16 protein-coding genes are annotated in these 20,887 nt (G+C 68.2%); 6 read left to right on the plus strand and 10 right to left on the minus strand.

Annotated elements, in window-relative coordinates:
- Positions 1-1,917, plus strand: a complete 1,917-nt coding sequence (locus tag HTZ84_RS16650) for an acyl-CoA dehydrogenase family protein (protein ID WP_174681696.1) — start codon at positions 1-3, stop codon at positions 1,915-1,917.
- Between the two features lie 106 nt (positions 1,918-2,023).
- Here the strand turns inward: HTZ84_RS16650 and HTZ84_RS16655 are convergent, their stop codons facing one another.
- From HTZ84_RS16655 to HTZ84_RS16670, 4 genes are all read right to left on the minus strand, one after another.
- Positions 2,024-2,179, minus strand: a complete 156-nt coding sequence (locus HTZ84_RS16655) for a hypothetical protein (RefSeq protein ID WP_174681697.1) — start codon at positions 2,177-2,179, stop codon at positions 2,024-2,026.
- A gap of 103 nt (positions 2,180-2,282) precedes the next feature.
- Positions 2,283-2,804: a Holliday junction resolvase Hjc gene (hjc, locus tag HTZ84_RS16660; protein WP_174681698.1), complete on the minus strand. Its 522-nt coding sequence runs from the start codon at positions 2,802-2,804 to the stop codon at positions 2,283-2,285.
- Between the two features lie 63 nt (positions 2,805-2,867).
- Positions 2,868-3,710, minus strand: coding sequence for a CPBP family intramembrane glutamic endopeptidase (locus HTZ84_RS16665; RefSeq protein ID WP_174681699.1), 843 nt, complete (start codon positions 3,708-3,710; stop codon positions 2,868-2,870).
- A gap of 77 nt (positions 3,711-3,787) precedes the next feature.
- On the minus strand, positions 3,788-8,956 hold the full coding sequence (locus tag HTZ84_RS16670; RefSeq protein WP_174681700.1) for a PAS domain S-box protein: 5,169 nt from the start codon (positions 8,954-8,956) through the stop codon (positions 3,788-3,790).
- Between the two features lie 274 nt (positions 8,957-9,230).
- Here HTZ84_RS16670 and HTZ84_RS16675 point away from each other — a divergent pair, with 274 nt between their 5' ends.
- The 3 genes from HTZ84_RS16675 to HTZ84_RS16685 all read left to right on the plus strand — a co-directional run bounded on the left by HTZ84_RS16675 (position 9,231) and on the right by HTZ84_RS16685 (position 11,482).
- Entirely contained in the window at positions 9,231-9,488 is a 258-nt protein-coding gene (locus HTZ84_RS16675; RefSeq protein WP_174681701.1) for a HalOD1 output domain-containing protein, read from the plus strand.
- 81 nt (positions 9,489-9,569) lie between these two features.
- On the plus strand, positions 9,570-10,349 hold the full coding sequence (locus HTZ84_RS16680) for a PAS domain-containing protein (RefSeq protein WP_174681702.1): 780 nt from the start codon (positions 9,570-9,572) through the stop codon (positions 10,347-10,349).
- A gap of 314 nt (positions 10,350-10,663) precedes the next feature.
- Positions 10,664-11,482, plus strand: coding sequence for a DUF7537 family lipoprotein (locus HTZ84_RS16685; protein ID WP_217468235.1), 819 nt, complete (start codon positions 10,664-10,666; stop codon positions 11,480-11,482).
- A gap of 72 nt (positions 11,483-11,554) precedes the next feature.
- Here HTZ84_RS16685 and HTZ84_RS16690 read toward each other — a convergent pair whose 3' ends face one another.
- The 3 genes from HTZ84_RS16690 to HTZ84_RS16700 form a co-directional block, all read right to left on the minus strand.
- Entirely contained in the window at positions 11,555-12,844 is a 1,290-nt protein-coding gene (locus HTZ84_RS16690; RefSeq protein WP_174681703.1) for an adenosylhomocysteinase, read from the minus strand.
- 295 nt (positions 12,845-13,139) lie between these two features.
- Positions 13,140-14,117 carry a hypothetical protein gene (locus tag HTZ84_RS16695; RefSeq protein ID WP_174681704.1) on the minus strand — a complete coding sequence of 326 codons (978 nt, stop codon included), beginning with the start codon at positions 14,115-14,117 and terminating at the stop codon, positions 13,140-13,142.
- 161 nt (positions 14,118-14,278) lie between these two features.
- Positions 14,279-15,577 (minus strand): amidohydrolase, encoded by a 1,299-nt coding sequence (locus HTZ84_RS16700; protein WP_174681705.1) that lies wholly within the window; start codon positions 15,575-15,577, stop codon positions 14,279-14,281.
- A gap of 116 nt (positions 15,578-15,693) precedes the next feature.
- Between HTZ84_RS16700 and HTZ84_RS16705 the strand changes: the two genes are divergently transcribed.
- The gene (locus tag HTZ84_RS16705) at positions 15,694-16,683 is read left to right on the plus strand and encodes a stage II sporulation protein M (RefSeq protein WP_174681706.1); all 990 of its coding nucleotides are present in this window, start codon (positions 15,694-15,696) and stop codon (positions 16,681-16,683) included.
- Positions 16,684-16,967: 284 nt separating this feature from the next.
- Here HTZ84_RS16705 and HTZ84_RS16710 read toward each other — a convergent pair whose 3' ends face one another.
- Together HTZ84_RS16710 and HTZ84_RS16715 are read right to left on the minus strand one after the other, a co-directional pair.
- Positions 16,968-19,565 (minus strand): heavy metal translocating P-type ATPase, encoded by a 2,598-nt coding sequence (locus HTZ84_RS16710; protein WP_174681707.1) that lies wholly within the window; start codon positions 19,563-19,565, stop codon positions 16,968-16,970.
- A gap of 84 nt (positions 19,566-19,649) precedes the next feature.
- A complete protein-coding gene (locus HTZ84_RS16715) occupies positions 19,650-20,240 on the minus strand; it encodes an AsnC family transcriptional regulator (RefSeq protein ID WP_174681708.1) in 591 nt (196 codons plus the stop codon).
- A gap of 126 nt (positions 20,241-20,366) precedes the next feature.
- On the opposite strand from HTZ84_RS16715, the gene HTZ84_RS16720 reads away from it, so the two are divergent.
- Positions 20,367-20,564 (plus strand): CopZ family metallochaperone, encoded by a 198-nt coding sequence (locus HTZ84_RS16720; RefSeq protein ID WP_174681709.1) that lies wholly within the window; start codon positions 20,367-20,369, stop codon positions 20,562-20,564.
- 16 nt (positions 20,565-20,580) lie between these two features.
- On the opposite strand, the gene HTZ84_RS16725 is transcribed toward HTZ84_RS16720, so the two are convergent.
- Positions 20,581-20,838 carry a hypothetical protein gene (locus tag HTZ84_RS16725; RefSeq protein ID WP_174681710.1) on the minus strand — a complete coding sequence of 86 codons (258 nt, stop codon included), beginning with the start codon at positions 20,836-20,838 and terminating at the stop codon, positions 20,581-20,583.
- Positions 20,839-20,887 lie beyond the last annotated feature (49 nt).

Consider the following 20,887-nt stretch of genomic DNA (forward strand, 5'->3'; position numbering starts at 1 on the left):
ATGAGAACGGGGCTCGATCACGGCCGATTCGACGAGGGACGGGCGATCAACTACTGGGAACTCGATCGGCCCCTCGAGCGCGAACTCCGCCGACTGTATACGAACGACGAGTTCGAGTGGGCCGAGCCCCGCCTCGCCGAGTTCGGCGAGATCGTCGGCCACGCGATCGCGGACAACGCCGACTACATCGACGACCACGGGCCGGAACTCGAGCCCTACGACGCCCACGGAGAGATCTGGAACCGCGTCCGATACCCGGCCGAACAGCTCGAGAACGATCGGCTGGCCTACGAGCGGGGAATCGTCGCCGACGCCTTCGAAGCGCCGCCGGGTCGCGACGAACCGATGCCGCTGGCCCACACCCTCGCGATGCAGTACCTGCTGAGCTACGCCGACGTGGGCTTCGACTGCCCCGTCGCGATGACCGCGGGCGCCGCGCTCGTCCTCGAGAAGTTCGACGACGGCGACCTGTCCGAGTACTACGACGCGCTGACGGCCCGCGAGTACGACGACCTGATCGAGGGCGCGATGTTTCTCACCGAGAAGCAGGGTGGCAGCGACGTGGGGGCCAACGAAACCCGAGCGGAGTACGACGAGCAGGCCGGCTACTGGCGCCTCCACGGCGAGAAGTGGTTCTGCTCGAATATCGACGCCGAGGGCACCCTCGCGCTCGCCCGAACCCCGGACGCGCCGGAGGGAACCGCCGGCCTCTCGATGTTCCTCGTCTCCCACTCGGATCCCGCTTCCGACGAGACGCCGAGCGACGGGCCGTACACGAAGGGCGACCGCCTCGAGGACGGCCCGCTCGAGCCGGACGCGGTCAACGACCAGCGCTACCGGCGGCTGAAGGACAAACTCGGGACCACGGCGGTCCCGACCGGCGAGGTGGAGTTCACCGGCGCGAAGGCCTTCCTCGTCGGCGAGGAGGAGCAGGGATTCAAACAGATGACCGAGATGCTCAACCTCGAGCGGCTCTCGAACGCCGCGGCGGCCTGCGGACTGATGGGGCGTGCAGTGCTCGAGAGCGCGATCTACGCCGCCAACCGGGAGGCCTTTGGCGACACGATCGATCGGTACCCCCTGATGCGCGCGGATCTCGTGGACATGACCGTCGCCCACGAGGCCGCGACGGCGTTCACGTTCGAAGCGGCGCGGCTGCTCTCCGAGCGCGAGCGGACCGAACGGCGCGCCCGCGCCGACGACGCCGCGAGCGCGACTGCAGACGAGAGCGCCGACGACGCCTACCGCCTCATGCGACTGCTGATCCCCATCGCCAAGCTCCGAACGGGTCGGATGGCCGTCGACACCGCCTCTTACGCGATGGAGGTCCACGGCGGCAACGGCTACGTGAACGACTTCGTCACCGACCGTCTGCTCCGGGACGCGCAGGTGCTGCCGATCTGGGAGGGGACCGAGAACGTCCTCTCGCTGGACGTCCTCCGGGCCCTCGAGCGCGAGGACGCCCACGAACCGCTGCTCGAGACGATCGAGGAGCGACTCGAGACGGTCTCCCACCCGGCGCTCGCGGACGCCGCCGAGACCGTCGAAGCCGAGTACGAGGATCTCGCGGCCGCCCTCGCGACGCTGGCGACCGAGGACGGCGAGTACGCACAGCTGTCGGCCAAGCGTCTCGCCCACTACGTCTTCGACGTCTTCACCGCCGCGTTGCTGCTCGCGCAGGCGCAGACAGGTCTCGAGGCCGACGACGAGACCAAAAGCGAGGAGAGCGGCGAGAACACCCAGAACGGCCGGGTCGCGCTGATCGCACGACGGTTCGTCGCGACCGAACTCGAGGAGCGGCCGGCCCGCGGAATCACGAGCGGCGATCGGGACGTCCTCGAGGCCTTCGAGCCGATCGTCCGCGGCGGGCCGGTCGATCCGGAGATCCTCTCGGCGACGGCTCCGGCGGACGACTGAACGGAGACGATCGAGCGGACGCGAGTACGAACGGACGCCGGCGGGAACTACCCGCAGCGACGGCTCGAGCGCAGCGATCGACCCCGAGCACGGGAACCGGCTCCGCTCACGAGAGCCGACGGAACTCGGTCCCGCCGCAGGGACAGTTCGCCGGCGACCCGATCGGCCGAATCCGGCCGTCCGGCCAGATGCGGGCCGCGAACACGGAGCCGCAGTTCTCGCAGACCGCCGTCCCGCGCGAGATTGCCGTCGAATCGGTCATCGGTCAGTGAACCCAGGCCGGTCGACTGGAAGTGAGTTAACCCCAACTAGTTGGGCGAGCGTCGACCGGTCGGCTGCTCGCGATCGCGAGCGAGTTTCACGACCTACTCGAGCAGTTCCGCGGCCTCCTCGACGTCCATGACGTCCTGTTTGACGGCGTTGAGCACGCGGAGGATCTCCTCGTCGGGGCCGTCGCCGCCGCCGTCGCCGACCTCCTCAAGGGTGACCTTCTCGGAGCGGCCGACGAACTCGTCGAAGTCGGTGCCCTCGGCGATGGCGGTCTCCTTCTTGACGCGGTAGTTACCGCCGTCGGTGACGTGGAGGTCGCCGGGGTGGAAGAAGTACCAGTCCTCGCGGTCGAAGCGGACGCCGATGCGGGGTTTCGCGCCGAAGTTCTGTGCGAAGAAGATCAGCGCCTCGACCTCCTCGCCGGTGAGATAGATCGGGTCGCCGGCGCTCGATTTCGCTTCGATCGCGTAGAATACCTCGCCGTCGCCCGCGAGGACGTCCGGGAGTTCGCGTTCGGTCGCGGAGCCGCTGGCGGGCGCGCGCATCACCGCGAAGCCGGCCGCGTCGAGTTCGTTGACGAGTTCCCGCTCGCGGCGGTCGCCCTTCGCCTGAGACATACCGGCCTCTCGACCGCGGGCGGTAATAAAAGGACGGAGGGCGCGGTGAAAGTGTTCGCTCGGCTACAGCGGGAGCGGCAGCGGCAGGGTCGCGACGGCCACCGCCAGATCGAGGAGGGCCTCGGTGGTCGGTCCCGACTCCTCGAGGTCGTAGACGAGGGTGAGGTAGACCAGTCCGAACTGGAACCCGTTGTAGACGGCGTGAGAGAGGATCGGCACGAGCAGGTTCTCGCTTTTCGCGTAGAGGTAGCCGAAGATGAGCCCGCCGCCGAAGACGGTCGCGATCGGGACCATGGTCGCGAGCAGCGAGTCCGAGAGGACGGCGTAGGAGACGAAGTGAACGAGCGCGAAGATGACGCTGGCGATGACGATCGCGTGGGTCCGGCTGAACGCCTCGTAGAGGCGTTTCTGGACGACGTTCCGGAAGAGGAACTCTTCGGCCGGCGCGTTGAAGAAAAAGACGATGCCGATCATGATCAGAACCATCGTCGGATCGTCGCCGATGTAGCCCATCACGTTGTTTTCCGAGGAGGGCAAGGAGAGCATCGAGACGACGACGGCCACGAGGACGTAAAACACGAGGATGCCGACGACGCCCGCGATGGCGTAGATCCAGCCCTGTTTCGTCGGCATTCGGAGATCCACGTATCCCCATCCGCGATCGGTGACGGCGAGATAGATGGCACCGGCCAGCGCGATCCCGACGAAGTTGAGCGAGAGCAGCGCCGCTCTGGCGGTGATCGACGCGTCCATCGGCGAATTAATCAGCGCAGGGTCGAGCAGAAACGCCGGCAGCGTCGTGAAGTTGGGGGCCACGAGGACGCCGAAGACGGTCAGTCCGATGGCCACGAGCGTCGAGCGAAGCGGGCCATCCGTCCGCTCGCGGTGCCGTTGTGGTGTCTCCATGCCCGCCCGTACGGCCGCCGGATCCTTGGGCGTTCCGAGTAGAACCGCCGTCGCTGGACGGGGGCGCCGTCAGCGGCTCAGGAGCCGTCGGCGAGCGAGAGCGTCTCGTCGTCGAACAGGCGCGCCAGCAGCCGCTGCTGGCCGATCCGGAGGTGGCGGTTGACCGTCGGCTGAGTCACCTCGAGCATCTCGGCGATCTCCTCGCCGGTGCTCTCGCGGGGCCACTCGAAGAAGCCGGCCAGATACGCCGTCCGAAGCACCTCGAGCTGTCGGTCGGTCAGGTCCTCGAACAGCGACGTCACCAGTTCCTGGCGGGTGTGCATCGTCCGCTGGACGTGCCGGCGCGACCGGAGGTCGACGCGCTCGTACCGATCCCGGAGCATCTCGACGAACTCGCGAACGTCGGTCGTCACGGGGACGTCGACGGTGACCTCGGTCCGGCCCTCGTCGGCCGTGATCGATCGCGGGCTCCCGCCGTGGCGGACCAGCCGCGAGGCGAGGACGTCGCCGGTGACGGTCGCCTCGAACAGACAGCGCGAGTCGGATTCGGCGACGAGGCGCGCGGACGTCACGGAGACGAGGCCGTCGAGCGCGTCGCGGACGGCCGCCGCCGACGCCCCTCGAGTCTCGAAGAACAGGGACGTTTCCGACTCGCCGTGGGTGCCGAGCCCCTCGTAGGTGACCGCGGCGCCGGTCGCCGTCGCGATCCGCGACAGGACGTCGTCGGTCTCGAGGTCGAGGGTCAGTTCGACGAGCGTCTCGGCGTGAAGGGCTTCCTGGGTTTGGGCCGCGTTGATCGCGTTCGCGATCCCCTCGCCGAGTTCGGCGAACACCGAGCGCTCGAGGTCGGTGAACGCGTCGGGTTCGTCGGCGTAGACCGTCAGGACGCCGTAGCTGTACTCCTCGAAGGTGAGCGGGACGGCGACGGCCGACTGGAAGCCCGCGTCGAGCGCGTTCGTTCGCCACGCCTCTCCCTGGAGGCCCTCGACGACGTTCTCGACGACCGTCGGCGTCCCCGATCGAGCGGCCCGAACCGCGGGCTCCTGAGATTCCCCCTCGAGACCGAAGTCGACCGCGTCCAGGTACTCCGGGTCGTCGCCGGCCCAGGTGCGCGGCTCGAGGGTCGAGCCGCTCGCGTCGAGGTCGCCGATCCAGGCGAAGGAGACGTTGTCCGCCGCGACGAGTCGCTCGGGGACGGTTCGCTCGATCTCGTCGCGGCCGTCGGCGCCGATGAGCGACCGGTCGATCCCGCGGATGATCTCCGTGATCTGGATCTGGCGCCGAAGCCGACGGTTCTGGGCCGCCAGCTCCGCGTCGCGCTCCCGGAGGTTCGCCTCGCTCTCGAGGCGGTCGAAGGCCGCTTCGGTGGTCGCGACGAGCGTCTCGAACAGCCGTCGGGTTTCGTCGTCGATCGTCGCGGGCGAGGCCAGCAGGACGAAGACGCCGTAGTCGCCGATCGGGACGAGCAGCCCGCCGGAAGCGTCGCCGCCGAACAGCGGCGATCGATCGCCGATCTCGGCGTCGTCGACGACGGTCTGGGTGCCCGTCACGTAGGTCGTCCAGAGCACGGAGTCGCCGTCGCCGACCGCGATGGACGGTGCGCCGCCGGACCGATCGGCGAAGCCGGCCGTCGACGAGACCGGTTCGAACCGGTTGGTCTCGGAGTCGAGCAGGTAGACGCCCGCGCTGACGTCGTCGGTCTCGAGCAGTTCGGCGGCCGTCTCGACGACCAGGTCGGTAACCGTCGACTCCGTCTCCGCGTTGAGCAGGCCGCGGGCGGTCTCGTGGAGCGACTCGAGGGCCAGTTCCCGGCGCTTCCGGTCTGAGATGTCCTGCACCGTGCCCCGGTACTTGTAGAGGTCGCCGTCCTCGTTCCGGATCGGTTCGCTGATCGCGCGGACCCACCTGATCTCGCCCTCGCGGGTTCGGATCCGCGTCTCGAGATCGTATCCCGTCCCCGTCTCGAGGGCCGTCTGGACTCGCTCGCGAACGAACGCCCGATCGTCGGGATGGAAGCACTCGATCGTCCGCTCGAGGTCGGGTGTCGCGTCGGTCGGGAGGTCGTGGAGCCGATACATCTCGTCGGTCCAGGTCGCGGTCCGCGGCTGGGACTCGAGGTCGAGTTCCCAGCCGCCGATCGTCGCCATCCGCTGGACCCGCTCGAGCAGATCCGTCGTTCGCTCGAGTTCGCGTTCGCGTCGCTTGCGGTCGGTGATGTCCTGCATCGAGCCGCGGACGGCGACGACCTCGCCGTCGTCGACGATCGGTTCGCCGATCGTCCGCATCCACCGCAGCTCGTCGTCGTACGTGTACATCCGGACCTCGAGATCGTAGCTCTCGGCGCGCTCGACCGCGTCCTCGACGGCCGAGAGGACGCGGGATCGATCGTCGGGGTGGTACCGCCCGAGCGCCGCCGAGACGTCCCGTTGCGTGGCGCCGGACGGATCGCGGCCGAACAGGCGCTGGAGTTGGGGGCTCACGGTCAGATCGTAGGGATCGGCCGTCACGTCGAGCTCCCAGCCGCCCACGCCGGCGATCCGCTGGGCCTGCTCGAGTAATTCGGTCGTCCGTTCGAGTTCGCGCTCGCGTTCCTTGCGGTCGGTGATGTCGCGGACGACCCCCGCCGTGCCCGCGAACTCGCCGTCCTCTGACGGTAACAACGCCATGTGGTTTTCCGCCTCGATCACGTCGCCGTCGGCGGTCTCGAGGTCCATCTCGAAGGTCTCGTAGAGCTTGTCCTCCCGGAGCAGCTCCCGGACCAGGTTCCGGGCGGTCTCGAGATTCGTCGGGGACATTACGCTCTCGACGTCCGCCCCGATCAGCGTCTCGGGCTCGTACCCCGCCAGCGGCTCGATCGCGTCGTTGACGAACTGAAACGTCCCGTCCTCGTCGAGCGTGTAGACCGGGTCGCCGATCGCCTGGATGATCGTCTCGTAGCGCTCGAGTTCGCGCTCGCGTTCCTTGCGGTCGGTGATGTCGCGGACGACCCCCGCCGTGCCCGCGAACTCGCCGTCCTCGGACGGCAACAGGGCGATGTGCGTTTCGGTCTCGATCACGTCGCCGTCGGCCGTCATGAAATCCGTCTCGACGGTGGCGTACGGTCCCTCCTCCTCACGGAGCAGCTCCCGCACCTGTTCGCGGGCCCGCTCAAGGTCCGGAGGCGGCAGGAGCGCCGAGACGTCGTCGCCGATCAACGCCTCGGGATCGTACCCCGCCAGGGTCTCGATCGCGTCGTTGACGAACCGAACCGTCCCGTCCTCGTCGAGCGTGTAGACCGGGTCGCCGATCGACTGGACGATCGTCTCGTAGCGCTCGAGTTCGCGCTCGCGGTGTTTGCGGTCGGTGACGTCCTGCATCGACCCCCGAACGGCGACGGTTTCCCCGCCTTCGCGGACGGGATCGCCGATCACCCGGACCCAGCGCGGCTCGCCGTCGGTCGATCGGAGTCGCGCCTCGAGATCGTACGCCTCGCCGTCCTCGACGGCGCCGGAAAGCGCCGACCGAATCGCCGGCCGATCGTCCGGACGGAACTGCGCGAGCATCTTGTCGGGCGTCAGGGTCGTTCCCGGCTCGAGGTCGAGTTGCCGGTAGAACTCGTCGGACGCGGTCACCTCGTAGGGATCCCCGCGGACGTCGATTTCCACGCCGCCGACCGACGCCAGCCGCTGGGCCTGCTCGAGCAGTTCGGTCGTCCGCTCCAGATCGCGCTCGTAGCGGGTCCGTTCGGAGATGTCGCGACCGATGCCGGTCACGACGGTCTCGCCCTCGAGGTCCTCGAGTCGAGTCGCGACGAACTCGTAGGGGATCGATTCGCCGTCGGCGGTCCGGATCGGCACCTCCACGCGGGCCGTGCCGGTCTCGAGAACCTCGGCGATCGCCTCGTTGATGGCCGGCCGATCCGCCTCGGCGAAGAACTCGACGGCGTCCATCGAGTCGATCTCGTCGGCGTCGTAGCCGGAGACCGTGGCGAGCGACTCGTTCCACCGCAGGAGGGCCCCGTCCTCGTCGATCACGTAGAACACGTCGTCGATGGCGTCGAGGACGTCGTCGGTGTAGGCCTTGTATCGCTGCAGTTCCCGCTCGCGCTCGCGCAACCGCCGCTCGTCGGCCTTCCGGTCGGTCACGTCGCGACTGATCGCCAGAAACCGGGTCTCGTCGGCGAAATCGATCCGGATCAGGTGGACCTCGACGGGGAACGTCGAGCCGTCGCGGCGGCGGTATCGGCCCTCGAACTTGCGCCGCTCGCCGACCGAGAGCTCCGCGAGCAGCGCCTCGACGTCGGCGGCGTCGAACAGCGCTTCGTACTCCCAGATCTTCGTGCCGACCAGCTCCGACTCCTCGTACCCCAGCATCTCGCAGAACCGGTGGTTCGCCTCGACGATCGTCCCCTCGGTATCGAGCACGTCGATCATGTCGGGAGAGTTCTCGAACAGCGCCTCGAGGCGCGCGCTCGTCGACTCTAGCCGGCGTTCGCGGTCCTTGCGCTCGGTGATGTCCTCGAGGGCGCCCATCGTGCCGACGATCTCGCCGTCGGCGCCGTAGATCGGGGCGGCGGAGATACTCACGTCGATCCGCTCGCCGTCTTTCGTCACCCGCCGGGTCTCGAGCCCGGCGATCGACTCGCCATCGAACAGTCGGTCGAAGATCTCGCGGTGGTCTTCCGCCCGGTCGTCCGGAACGAACGGCAGCGGTTCGTCGAGCACCTCGTCCTCGCTCCAGCCGAAGACGCGTTCGGCGGCGGGGTTCCACAGCGTCACCGTCTCGTCGGTGTCGAGCGCGACCAGCGCCGACGGCGAGGCTTCGATCACCGCCCCGAGGCGTTCGTTCGTCTCCCGGAGCTCCCGTTCGCGCTCGTCGAACCGGCGCTCGCGCTCCCGGACCGCCGCCGTCAGTTCGTCGATCGCCGTCGAGAGGCGGCCGAGGGCGTCGTCGCGGTCGAGTTCGAAGTCGACGGCTTCGGCGTCCGCTTCGGGACCGGCGATCGCTTCGCCGACCTCGCCGTCGCGAATCCGCGAGACGAACGTCTCGAGTTCGCCCGCGAGGCGCTCGAGCGTCGGCTCCCGATCGGCGCCGCCGCGAGCGGCGAGTCCGAGGACGAACGGGAGCGGAACGATCGACGGGTCGTGGAGTTGCGGTCCGAGACCGAGGAGTAGCGCACCGACGAGAATCACCCCGAGGAGGACCGGCGACCGCCGCCGGCCGAGAGACCCGTCGAGGGCGCCGCTGCGTGACGAACGACTGACCATGACCGACGTATGCGAGGACCGTACATGATCTGCAGGGATCGTATCGCCCGTTCGCTGGCGAAATTTACCGCGCGACTACTATCCGTAGCGGCCGTCCGGCGACTCGGGCACGACGACCGTTCACAATCGGATCGGCCGACCGACGAGACGCCCCCTCGAGCGGCCCAACTCGGCCGATTCGGCCCGGTTTCTATATGTGTAGCGTCTCGATCGCGACGGGTTTACGTGTATAATGGATAGCCGGATAGCCGCCGCTGCCCTTCGAACGAATAACATGTCCGGAACGACGCTCGACTACCACAACGATTCGCTCAGTCTCTCAGTGATCGAGGCCATCGCCGACGCGACCGACACCGACCCCGTCGAACTCGAGCCGCTGTACCACGTCGTCGACCCCGAGGCGCTCGATCAGCTCTTTCAGGGGACCACGCCGGCGACCGCTCGCGTCCAGTTCAGCTACGGCGAGCACACCGTCGAAGTTCGAGGCGACGGCACCATTCTGGTCGACGGAACGGTCCATGAGAGCCCGTAAGCGGTGCGGTCGAACAACGACGGGGGCGATCGCCCCCTCCAGCACCGCGCCCGGCGGCGCGAATCGATCAGGAGGACGCCGATGACGCCGGCGACGGTCGCGCCCGCCCTCGACGGTCCGTCGCCGATCGCCGGGGAGCTCACGGCCCTCGCCGTCGGCGATCGACGGCACACCGAGCGGGTCGAAGCCGCCGTCGACGACGACGATCGAATCGCGGTTCGGACCGCGCCCTCGGTCGCGGACGCCCTCCCGGAGCTCGACGACGTCGACTGTTTCGTCGGCTCCTACCCGCCGGAAAACGGCACCGGCCTCATCGAGCGGGTCACCGAGGGGACGATCGACCTCCCGATCGTCCTGCTCGTCGACGAGGGAGCGACGGTCGACGACGGAGTACGCTCCCACGGCTGGCTCGATTGGGTGGACCGCGCCGCGGCGATCGAGGACGGCGATCGGCTGCGCCGCCGGATTCGGTCGCTCGTCGAGCGGCGACGCCTCGCCGGACTCTCCCGGCGCTCGCTGGCCGGCATCGAACTCGCCGGGGACGCGATCGCCATCGTCGCGCCCGACGGCACCGTCCAGTTCGCGAACCGCGGGTTCGCGATGCAGTTCGGCTACGGTCGGGACGACCTCGCCGGACGCTCGTGGCGGACGCTGTTTACCGACGACAGCGTCGAGCGCCTCGAGACGGCCGCGGTGCCGACGGTCGCGGACGGCTGGCGCTGGACCGGGAGCTGTACCGGCCGTCGAAACTCGGGGGGGACGTTTCCGGTTCGGGTCCGCCTGGGCGGTCCCGAGGACGGGGGGCTGGTGTTCGTGGTCGAACCCGTCGATACGGACGCCGATGCGGGCGACTCGAGCTAGGTCGGTTTCCCGCTGTTCTGTCTCCGACGCTGCCTTCTCCGTCTCCAGTTACAGTCAGTGGAGGGGAGCACGGTTCTGCGTGCTCGATCGTCCGTGAAACTAGCGATCAGTAGCGGCGAGGGCGTTACCAGTGTGGCCATCCGTGTCACTGATGGCTGTCAGAAAAGGCGTGCCGAGTACAGAGCGCGTATCTTGCAATCGGTTCGGGACTGATTCTCCTGAGAGTCACAACACCGGGTTCGGATGGTATCGCCCGTGGCCGAGAGGTGGAGTTCCCCGGCAGCGTTAACTGTGAGTTGATTGAATAGTCTCCCATGCGTACGTCTCCGCTCTCAGCGATCGCCGTCGCTGCCCTCCTGGTCTTCGCGGGATGTACCGGACTTCCGGGCGCGGACGAGAACTCGTCGCCTGACGCGTCCCCCGACGTGTCTCCCGACGAGTTCCCGAACGCGTCGGCCATCGACCAGTCGGTGTTCGATAGACACGCAACCGAGATGACGAACACGAGTTTCACGCTCTCGACCGAGAAAAACCGAACGGATCGCGTTCTCCACCCGTCGGAGAAGGACGTCAGGCACATGAACGACACGAGCCGGTTTCTCGCCGAGCCCAGCAGTTCGCAGTACCTCGGACACACCACCGGTTACTTTTCAGGGAACGGGAGCACCTACTCGAACGGAAGTGCGGAGTCCGTGCTGTTCGAGGACGACCGCACGACGGTGCGGAAACTCTCTCCCGCGTCGGTGTTCAACGAATCGAGCGACCGGTACCTCTGGCGGGGATTGTTCAGCAACGACAGCATGCGCCAGCTCGATCACGCCGCGATTGACGCCACCTACCAGCGCGAAGGCGTCGAGACGTTCCGAGACGTTCCGGTGATGCGGTACGAGGCCACCGGCGTCGACGCGCTGTCCGACTCGTGGGCGGGAGGCGAGAACGCGAGTTCGACGTACGAGGAGTTCTCAGCGACACTCCTGCTCGACGAAGACGGCGTCATCCGCCACTACGAGTACGAATTCGTCTGGGCCGAATCCACGACCCGGAGGATTACGCAGTCGTACACGCTGTCCGACGTGGGGAGCACCGACGTCGAGAAACCGGACTGGGCGGTAGACGCGACGGCGGGGTCGTAACGGCTCAGGCGGTCCGAATCGAGCCTTGTTACGGACCCTCCCGAACGGCTACCGAGACCGCGGTATCGACGCTTACGTCCCGTGGTCCCAGGAGTCCATGTACTCGCGCTGGGTGTCCGTCAGCGAGTCGTGGTCGACGCCCTCGGCCTCGAGTTTGATCTCGGCGATCTCCTTGTCGAGTTCGTCGGGCACGTCGTGGACGCCCGCGTCGTACCGGTCGCCGTTCTCGAGCATCTCTCGCACGCAGACGGCCTGAACGCCGAAGCTCTGGTCCATCACTTCGACGGGGTGGCCCAGCGAGACGGGCGCGGCGAGGTTGACGAGTCGCCCCTCGGCGATGACGTTCAGTTTGCGGCCGTCCTCGAGTTCGTAGGCCTCGACGCCGTCGCGGACCTCGTAGCGGTCGACCGCGAGGTCGTCCAGTGCCTCGAGGTCGATCTCGATGTCGAAGTGGCCCGCGTTCGCGAGCAGGACGCCGTCCTGCATCTTCTCGAAGTGCTCCTCGACGATGACGTCGCGGTTGCCCGTCGTCGTCAGGAAGACGTCGCCGACCTCGGCGGCCTCGGCCATCGGCATGACCTCGTAGCCCTCCATGTGGGCCTCGAGGGCGCGCCGGGGCTCGACCTCGGTGACGATGACGTTCGCGTTCTGGCCCGCGGCCTTCTTCGCGACGCCCTTGCCGCAGTAGCCGTAGCCGGCGACGACGACGTTCTTGCCGGCCCACGAGAGGTTCGTGGTCATGGCGATGGAGGCCAGCGAGGACTCGCCGGTGCCGTGGACGTTGTCGAAGAGTCGCTTCATCGGCGTGTCGTTGACCGCGAAGACGGGGTATTCGAGGGCGCCGTCGGCGTCCATCGCGCGCAGTCGGTGGACGCCCGTGGTCGTCTCCTCGGCGCCGCCGACGATGCCGTCGATCAGTTCGGGGTAGTCCTCGTGGATCGCGGCGACGAGGTCCATCCCGTCGTCGACCGTGATCGTCGGCTCGTGGGCGATGACGGCCTCGATGGCGTCGTAGTACTCCTCGTCGTCGACGCCGCGTTTCGCGTAGCTGGTGATGTTCTCGTGGGTGTCGAGCGCGGCGGAGACGTCGTCGTGGGTCGAGAGGGGGTTACAGCCGGTGACGGCAACTTCGGCGCCGCCCTCCGCGAGCGTCTCGACGAGCATCGCCGTCTTCGCCTCGACGTGCATCGCCATCCCGATGCGCTCGCCCTCGAAGGGCTGGTCGGCGACGAACTCCTCGCGGACGGACTCGAGGATGGGCATGTGCTGGGCGGCCCAGTCCATCTTGCGACGGCCCTCCTCCCGGGCCGACTCGAGGTCGTCGAGTTGCTCGCTGATCGGCGGATACGCAGTGTCGGTCATACGTCGACTGAGTGGAAGGGGCGCCAAAACGCTACCGAAGCGATGTCGAGCGCGGAACGGCCGTCCGAAGCGAAACGATCGCTCGACGAGCGACTCCCCGGGTGGGAACGGTCGCTCGATCAGTATCGATTTCGGTCGAAAAAATCGTTCGAACGGCAACTACAGGGTGTCGGTCGACGATCGAGGGCGCCCGAGCCGCCTCGAGCGCGCGCGATCGGAGCGGACGGCGACGACGGGGTTCGTGCCTCTGACGATCCGAACGCCGCGCCGTCGACCGCCGTCCGTCGATCGGTCGTTAGTTGTCCGGACCGGCGTGGGACGGCGGACCGCCGCCGTTCCCGTCGTCTTCATCTTCCACCTCGTCTTCTTCGTCACCGTCGTCGTCTTCATCGTCCTTGTCCGGCGGACCGGCGTGTTCCGGCGGACCCTGACGCTTCTCGTCGTCGTCGACGTCGTTACCGTCGTCATCGCTCGGCGGGCCGGCGTGGTCCGGCGGGCCCGCGTGATCGGGCGCGTTACCCGGGTTGTGCTCGACGACGAAGCCGGCCAGCCTGACGCCGAACGGTTCGTCGCTCTCGTTGTCGGAGGCGTTCTCCTCCATGAACTGTCCGACGAGCGCGCCGAAGTTGCCCGGGAGGCCGTCGTTGGTCTCCTCGGCCGGCGAGAGCGTCGCCGTCGTCTCGACGCTCTCGTTCCCGACCGTCGCCGAGAACGCGACTTCGACGCTCTCGTTGCCCTCCGGCGCCGGGAGCGTCAGCGTGCCGTTCTCGTCGGTCGCGTGCGTGCCGCTGTCCGCGTAGCTGGCGTTCTCGTCGACCGTCGAGACGGCGACGTCCGTCGCGACGCCCTCGCCGTCCTCGGTGACCGTGACGGAGACGTCGGCGCCGTCCTGCGCGACGTCGATCCCGGTGGTACCCGATTCTTCGGGGGCCTCGAGGGTCGCCGTCGTTTCGGCCGTCTCGTTGCCGAGCGTCGCGGTGACGGTCACCGTCACGTTCTCCTCGGGCGTCGGGAGGACGACCGTGCCGTCGTCGGCCACGTCGTACTCGCCTGCGCCCTCGTAGGACGCGTTCTCGTCGTCGACCGTCACGTCGACGGTCGCGTTCGCAACCGATTCGTTCGCGTCTACCGTTACGATCACGTCATCCGCCTGCGAGACGGACACCGAGAGGTCGTCGTGGTCGGTCGTCGCGGCCGCCGCACCCATCGGTGCGAGCGCCGTACAGACCATGACGGCAGCCAGTGTCGCCGCAAGCAGTCGATATCCGTTCATCCCGGTCGAGACATTCAGGAGTTCATGAATAAACCCCCGCGGCGGTTCGGGGCGTTTCTTTCGCGACGAAACGTATCAGGAGACAGTTTTAACGTTTATAACTAGCTCTAAACGTTCAGATTTCGGTACGGACGGCCGTCGCTAGCCGACCGCGAACCGCCTCACTCCTCGGCCGCGGTGACCAACGTCTCGGCGGCCTCGCTCGCTCGCGCTCGAACCGCGTCCTCCTCGAGCGTCAGCACCTCGCGGTCGCGCATGAGGACCTGCCCGTCGCAGACGGTGTGGCGGACGTCCGCCGCCGCCGCGGCGTAGGCGAGGTGGCTCACGAGGTCGTGGCGCGGCGTGAGGTGGGGCTCCTCGAGGTCGATCACCGCGAGGTCGGCGGGGGCGCCTTCCTCGAGGCGACCGGTGTCGAGACCGATCGCCTCGGCGCTGCCCCGGGTCATCATCTCGACGACCGCCTCCGCGGGGACGGCGCTGGCGTCGTCGGCCGCGAGTTTGCCGATCATGGCCGCGTCGCGGGCCTCGTCTAACATCGAGAGGTCGTTGTTCGAGGCCGCGCCGTCGGTGCCGATGCCGACGGTGACGCCGGCCTCGCGCATGCGCTGGACGGGGGCCATCCCGCTGGCGAGTTTCATGTTCGACGCCGGGCAGTGGATCACGCTCGTCCCCGCCTCGGCGAGCAGGCCGATCTCGCTCTCGTCGACGTGGACGCCGTGGGCGACGAAATCGCCGTCCTCGAGCATCCCCTTTTCCGCGGCGTAGGCCAGCGGTCGCACGCCCTCCTCCTCGACGATCGGGACGACCTCGTCGGTGGTCTCGTTGGCGTGGTAGTGGATCGGGACCCCCAGCTCGCGGGCCTGTGGGACGAACTCTTCTAAGTACTCGCCGTCGACGGTCGTCAGCGAGTGGGGCATGAAGGCCGACGCGATGCGCCCGTCGGCCATCCCGTCAATCTCCGCCGCGACCGCGAGGCCCTCGCGGGCGTCCTCGCGGGCCGCCTCGTCGTCCTTGGCGACGGAGATCACGCCGTGGCCGAGGCGGGCGCGCAGCCCCGCGTCGGCGACCGCCTCGGCGATCGTCGGGACGAAGAAGTACATGTCCGCGAAGGCGGTCGTCCCCGACTTGATCATCTCGAGGACGCCGAGTTCGGTGCCCGCGCGGACGGTGTCGGCGGTCAGTTCGGCCTCGACGGGCCAGATGTCCTCCCGCAGCCAGGCGTCGAGGGGCTTGTCGTCGGCGTACCCGCGCAACAGGGTCATCGCGACGTGACAGTGGCCGTTGACGAACCCCGGCGTGACCAGGGAGTCCGCCGCGTCGAGCGTCTCGTCGGCGTCGGCGGCGAGGTCGTCGCCGATCTCGAGGATCTCACCGTCGTCCTGGTCGATCAGTACGTCCGCACGGGTCACCGTGATATCCGGCAGCAAGACCTGCCCGCCGGTGATAGCCAGCGTCGTCATGGCTCGGCGTTTCGCGCGGAGGGGCCTTATACTGTCGACCCGGAACCGGTCCGCGTCCGCCGCCGGACCCCGCCGACGGCCCGGAGATTTATCTGTTATTTCGAGGAACTGCCATCATGAGCGGGAGCGACGACGACCGAACGGGGAGGTCCGAAGCGACGGCCGGCCGCGAGGAGCGGTCGCCAGCTTATCGCCGCGACGACTCGCGGACCGACCGGCTGACGGTCGATCTGCGGGACGATCGGGAAGGAGCCGTCTCGAGTCCGGAGCCGGACCGCGGCGGCTCGGAGCCGCCGGCCGCTCCCGGTACCCGGCGAAACCGAGTCTGGGCCGCGCTCCTGCTCTCGCTCGCAGTCGTCGCCGTCGGCACCGCGGGGACGATCCTCGTCGCCCACGACGCGCCGACGGCGGCCGCCGGCGCCGCCGTGCTCGGCGTCGGACTGGGCGCGGCCGGTCTCGTCGGCCGGACGATCGCGCCGTCGCTTCTCTCCGCCCTCGAGACCGGGTGGGCCGAACACCGGCCGTACGTCTGGTTCTCGGCGGCGCTGTTCGCCGTCGGGATCGCGATCGGCGTCGCGCTGTACGCCGCCGGCGTCGACCTGACCGCGCTGCTGCTCGAGATGATCACGGAGGATCTCGGCGAGGGCGAACTGCCCGGCGGCGGCGTCGATCCCGTCGGCGAGATCGCCTTCGATCCCACGGCGTCGTTTTTCATCGCGAACAACACGCCGCCGTTCTTGGCGGCGATCGGCGGCGGGCTCACGCTGGGGCTCGTGACGCTGCTCATCATGGTCACGAACGGACTCCTCATCGGCAACGTCGCGGCCGTCCTCGGTGCCGAGACCAGTCCGGCGGTGATCGTCGCCCTGATCGGGCCCCACGGGCTCTTCGAACTCCCGGCGCTGTTTATCGCCGCCGCCGTCGGCTTCCGGTTCGTCCACCGAGTCGGCCAGCGGATCGCCGGCTCTCGCGACGCGCTGTTCACCAAAGCCTACCTCGCGCGGACGACCGCGCTGGTCGTCTTCGGCTGGCTGCTGCTCGTCCTCGCCGCGTTCGTCGAGGCCTACGTGACGCTGCTCCTCGCGGACGTGCTCGTCCCGCTGTGAGCGGGGAACTCGACACCCGGCATTCGACATTCGAAACTGACGATCAGCAATGCGGTGGCGCGCGCTGTCGGCTGGTCGAGCGATAGCGAGACCAGTCGTCAACCTCGTGCGAGGGATGAGCGAACGGTCGGAGAGCGTGAGCGAATCGGCTGGGGAGGGCGTGGAATTCCCCGTTGCCACGGTATGCAGGACGCTCGCCGTTGCTTGGCGGTTCGCTACCGAACCAGATGAAGTCCGTCAGAAAGTAGAATTCGTGGAGTAGAATCAACAGATACCGCACGCGACTAGCGTCGCAGCCGACCGAGCAGCTCGTAGTCGCGGTCCGGCGTGTACCGCCGGAACAGCAGGCTGTTCGAGAGCACGGACACCGACGACAGCGCCATCGCGCCGGCCGCCAGCACCGGCTGGAGCAGCCCGAGCGAGGCCAGCGGAATCATCGCGGTGTTGTAGCCCAGCGCCCAGACGAGGTTCTGCTTGATCTTCGCCAGCGTGGCCTCGGAGATCCGAATCGCCTTCACCACGTCGAGCGGGTCGTCGCGCATCAGGGTCACGTCCGCGGCCTCGATGGCCACGTCGGTCCCCGAGCCGATGGCGGTGCCGACGTGGGCGACCGCCAACGCCGGCGCGTCGTTGACGCCGTCGCCGACCATCATCGCCTTGCGGCCCGTCGACTGGATGTCCTCGAGGGCGTCGGCCTTGTCCTCGGGCAGCACGCCGGCGCGGACGTCGTCGGGGTCGATCCCGACCCGCTCGGCGACCGCGCGGGCCGTCCGCTCGTTGTCGCCGGTGATCAGCATGACGTCCAGTCCGCGCTCGCGCAGGTCGGCGACCGCGTCGGCAGAGCTCTCTTTGACCGTGTCGGCGTCCGCGACCACGCCCGCGACCGCGCCGTCGACCGCGACCAGCATGGCGGTCTTGCCCTCGCGCTCGAGACGTTCCATCTCCCCTTCGGCGGGCGACGGATCGACGCCCTCGCTCTCGAGCAGCCGCCGGTTGCCGACCAGCACCTCGCGGCCGTCGACGGTCGCCCGGACGCCCTGTCCGGGGACGTTCTCGAAGTCCGCGGCGTCTGCGAGGTCGAGGCCGCGCTCCGCGGCGCCCTCGACGATGGCCTGGGCGAGCGGGTGTTCGCTGTCGCGCTCGGCGCTGGCAGCGAGGCGAAGGACCTCGCTCTCGTCGAGCCGGGCTCGAGCAGCGACTGCACCGCCGTCCGTCGCCGTCTCACCGCCGTCCGGCGCGGCCGTCTCGCCCTCGAGGGCGACGACGTCCGTCAGCGTCATCTCGCCGGTCGTCAGCGTCCCGGTCTTGTCGAAGACGACGGTGTCGACGTCCTTCGCGCGCTCTAAGACGTCACCGCCCTTGAACAGGACGCCGTTCTGGGCGCCCAGCGTGGAGCCGACCATCGTCGCGGCGGGCGTCGCCAGCCCGAGCGCGCAGGGACAGGCGATCAGCACCGCGGAGGCGAAGACGACGACGGCGAACTCGAACGTCGAGAGGGCCGCGGGGCCGCCGCCGACCAGATCCAGCACGGGCACGGCGTCGACGACGCCCGCCAGCGCCTCGGGGAAGAGGAACCAGACCAGCCCCCAGAACGTCGCGTTGAGGATGACCGCGGGGACGAAGTACGCCGAGATGCGGTCCGCGAGGTTCTGGATCTCGGGCTGGCGGGACTGGGCCTCCGTGACCGTCTGGACGATCCCCTGCAGGGCCGTGTCCTCGCCGACCTTCGTCGCCTCGACGACTAACACGCCGTTCTCGTTGATCGTCGAGCCGATCACCTCGTCGCCCTCGCCCTTCTCGACCGGCACGGACTCGCCGGTGACCATCGACTCGTCGACCGCCGACTGGCCGTCGACGACGACGCCGTCCGTCGGCACCTTCTCGCCCGGCCGGACCTTCATCCGGTCGCCGACCGAGACGTCCTCGAGGGGTACTTCGGTCTCGGTCCCGTCGTCGTCGACCAGCGTGGCCGTCTCGGCCTCCATCTCGAGGAGTTTCCGCAGGGCCTCGCCGGCCCGGCCCTTCGAGCGGGCCTCGAGGTAGTTGCCCAGCGTGATGAACACGAGGATCAGCGCGGCGGTGTCGAAGTAGAGGTTCCCCGCCAGCAGGCCCAGCAGGACGACGAGGCTGTAGAAATACGCCGTCGAGGAGCCAAGCGCGATCAGCACGTCCATGTTGGCGGTCCGATTCCTCGCGAGCGCGGTGTAGGAGTTCTCGAGGAACTCCCGACCGAGCAGAACGTAGACGGGCGTCGCGAGCAGGAACTCGAGCCAGCCGAACTCGACGCCGAGGACCGTCTCGGGCAGAATCGCCCCTCCGAGCAGGAGCCGATCGGCCATGAACAACAGGAACGGGGCCGACAGCACGGCGCCGAAGATGGTCAGCCGGCGCTGTTTGCGGATCTCGGCCTGCCGGGCGGCGTCGCGTCGGTCCCGATCCGACTCGTCGCTCCCGTCCGCGTCGTCGCGAACGGGCGTGTAGCCGGCGTCCTCGATCGCCGCGTAGAGGTCCCCGAGCGAGGTATCGGCCGGGTTGTACGCGACGGAGGCCTCGTCGGTCGCGTAGTTGACCTCCGCCTCGATGACGCCGGGGACGGACTCGAGGGCCGACTCGTTCGTTTCGGCGCAGTTCGCACAGCTCATGTCCGTGATCCCGATCGATCGACTCGCCCGGTCGGCCTCGTAGCCGGCCTCGTCGATCGCCGCGTAGATCTCGGCGAGCGATACGGCGTCGGGGTCGTACTCGACGGTGCCTTCGTCGGTGGCGAAGTTGATGGTCGCCTCGCGTACGCCGTCTATGGACTCCAGGGCATCGCTGATCGTCTGCGAACAGTTCGCACAGCTCATGCCCCGGATATCCAGGCGTGCGGTCCGGGTATTCATTACTAACTACTACACGACGGCGACTTACCCCCTTTATTGGTTCGAACCCAAAGTTTCGGGGCGCAGTTTCTTTCGAGTCGAAACTCAGACGCCCTCCTCGAGCCGATCGTATCGGCCTTCGAACCGGCTCGAGCAGGACGGACAGCAGAAGTGGTACACCTCGCCGTCGATTCGCGTCGACTCCCCCTCGCTGTCGACGGTGTTGCCACACTCCGCGCAGGTGAGCGCGAACTGCGTCCCCTCGAGCGAGGGCGTCCACTCGGCGTCGTCCAGCAGCGTCACGTCGTACTCGCAGTCCGCTCCGTCGGGGAGCAGCCCCTCGAGCCACTCGCGGACGCGCCGGACTTGCGCGCGGGCGTAGAACCAGATCTCGCCGTCGGCGGTGACGAACACGTGCTCGACGGCGTCGGCCTCGGCGGCCGCCGTCCGGCAGTCCTCGACTGCGCCCGAGGGAGCGGTCACCCGCACGAACACCGGGACGCCCGCCCGGAGTTGCGACTGGTCCACGTCGAGCGTGAATCGGTTGATGATCCCGGCCTCCTCGAGGCGCTGGACGCGGTCCGAGACCGCGGGCCCGGAGAGGTCGACTTCGTCGGCGATCTCGCTGAACGGCCGCCGGGCGTTCTCGCCCAGCAGCCGCAGGATTTCCATGTCGGTTTCGTCGAGGTCTCGCATACGCGTCGTTCGCACCGGCCGCCAAAGAGAGTAGCGGCGCTCGCTTTGGAATCCGAACTCAGATTCGCCGACGCGCTAGCATCGAAAGCAGTAACGCACAAAGAGCGGGCGTCCCTACACTCTCCTATGAGTCAGACGATCACCGTCGAAGGAATGTCCTGCGAACACTGCGAACAGACCGTCGAAGACGCACTCGAGGGCGTCTCGGGCGTGCAGTCGGTCGACGTCGACCGCGAGGCCGCGCGAGCCACCGTCGAGGGCGATGCGGACCCGCAGGCGCTCGTCGAGGCGGTCGACGAGGCCGGCTACGAGGCCAGCGCGTAATCGAGGCGAACACTCGCTACTGACGTCGGTCCGCCAGCCGCGTTCCGTCTCGAGGACAGTACTCGTAGGCTCGATTCCGCGTCTGGAATCCACAAGACGGACACGTTCGAGTCGTCGCTTCGGTTGCGCTCTGACCCGAACCGCGGAACAGAAACGGGACGAACGGAACGAACAGGAAGAACGCGAACGTGTTGAATCGCCACCAGAGAACGACGCTCACGAGCAGACTGACCAGCAGACCAATCGCCGCCGTCGCGGTTCGCGAACCGGGCATACGCTCCGCTACGTCCGCGGGCCGGAAAAGCACCGATCGTTCGGGTCGC

The sequence above is a fragment of the Haloterrigena gelatinilytica genome (genome assembly GCF_013342145.1).
GTDB classification, from domain to species: domain Archaea; phylum Halobacteriota; class Halobacteria; order Halobacteriales; family Natrialbaceae; genus Haloterrigena; species Haloterrigena gelatinilytica.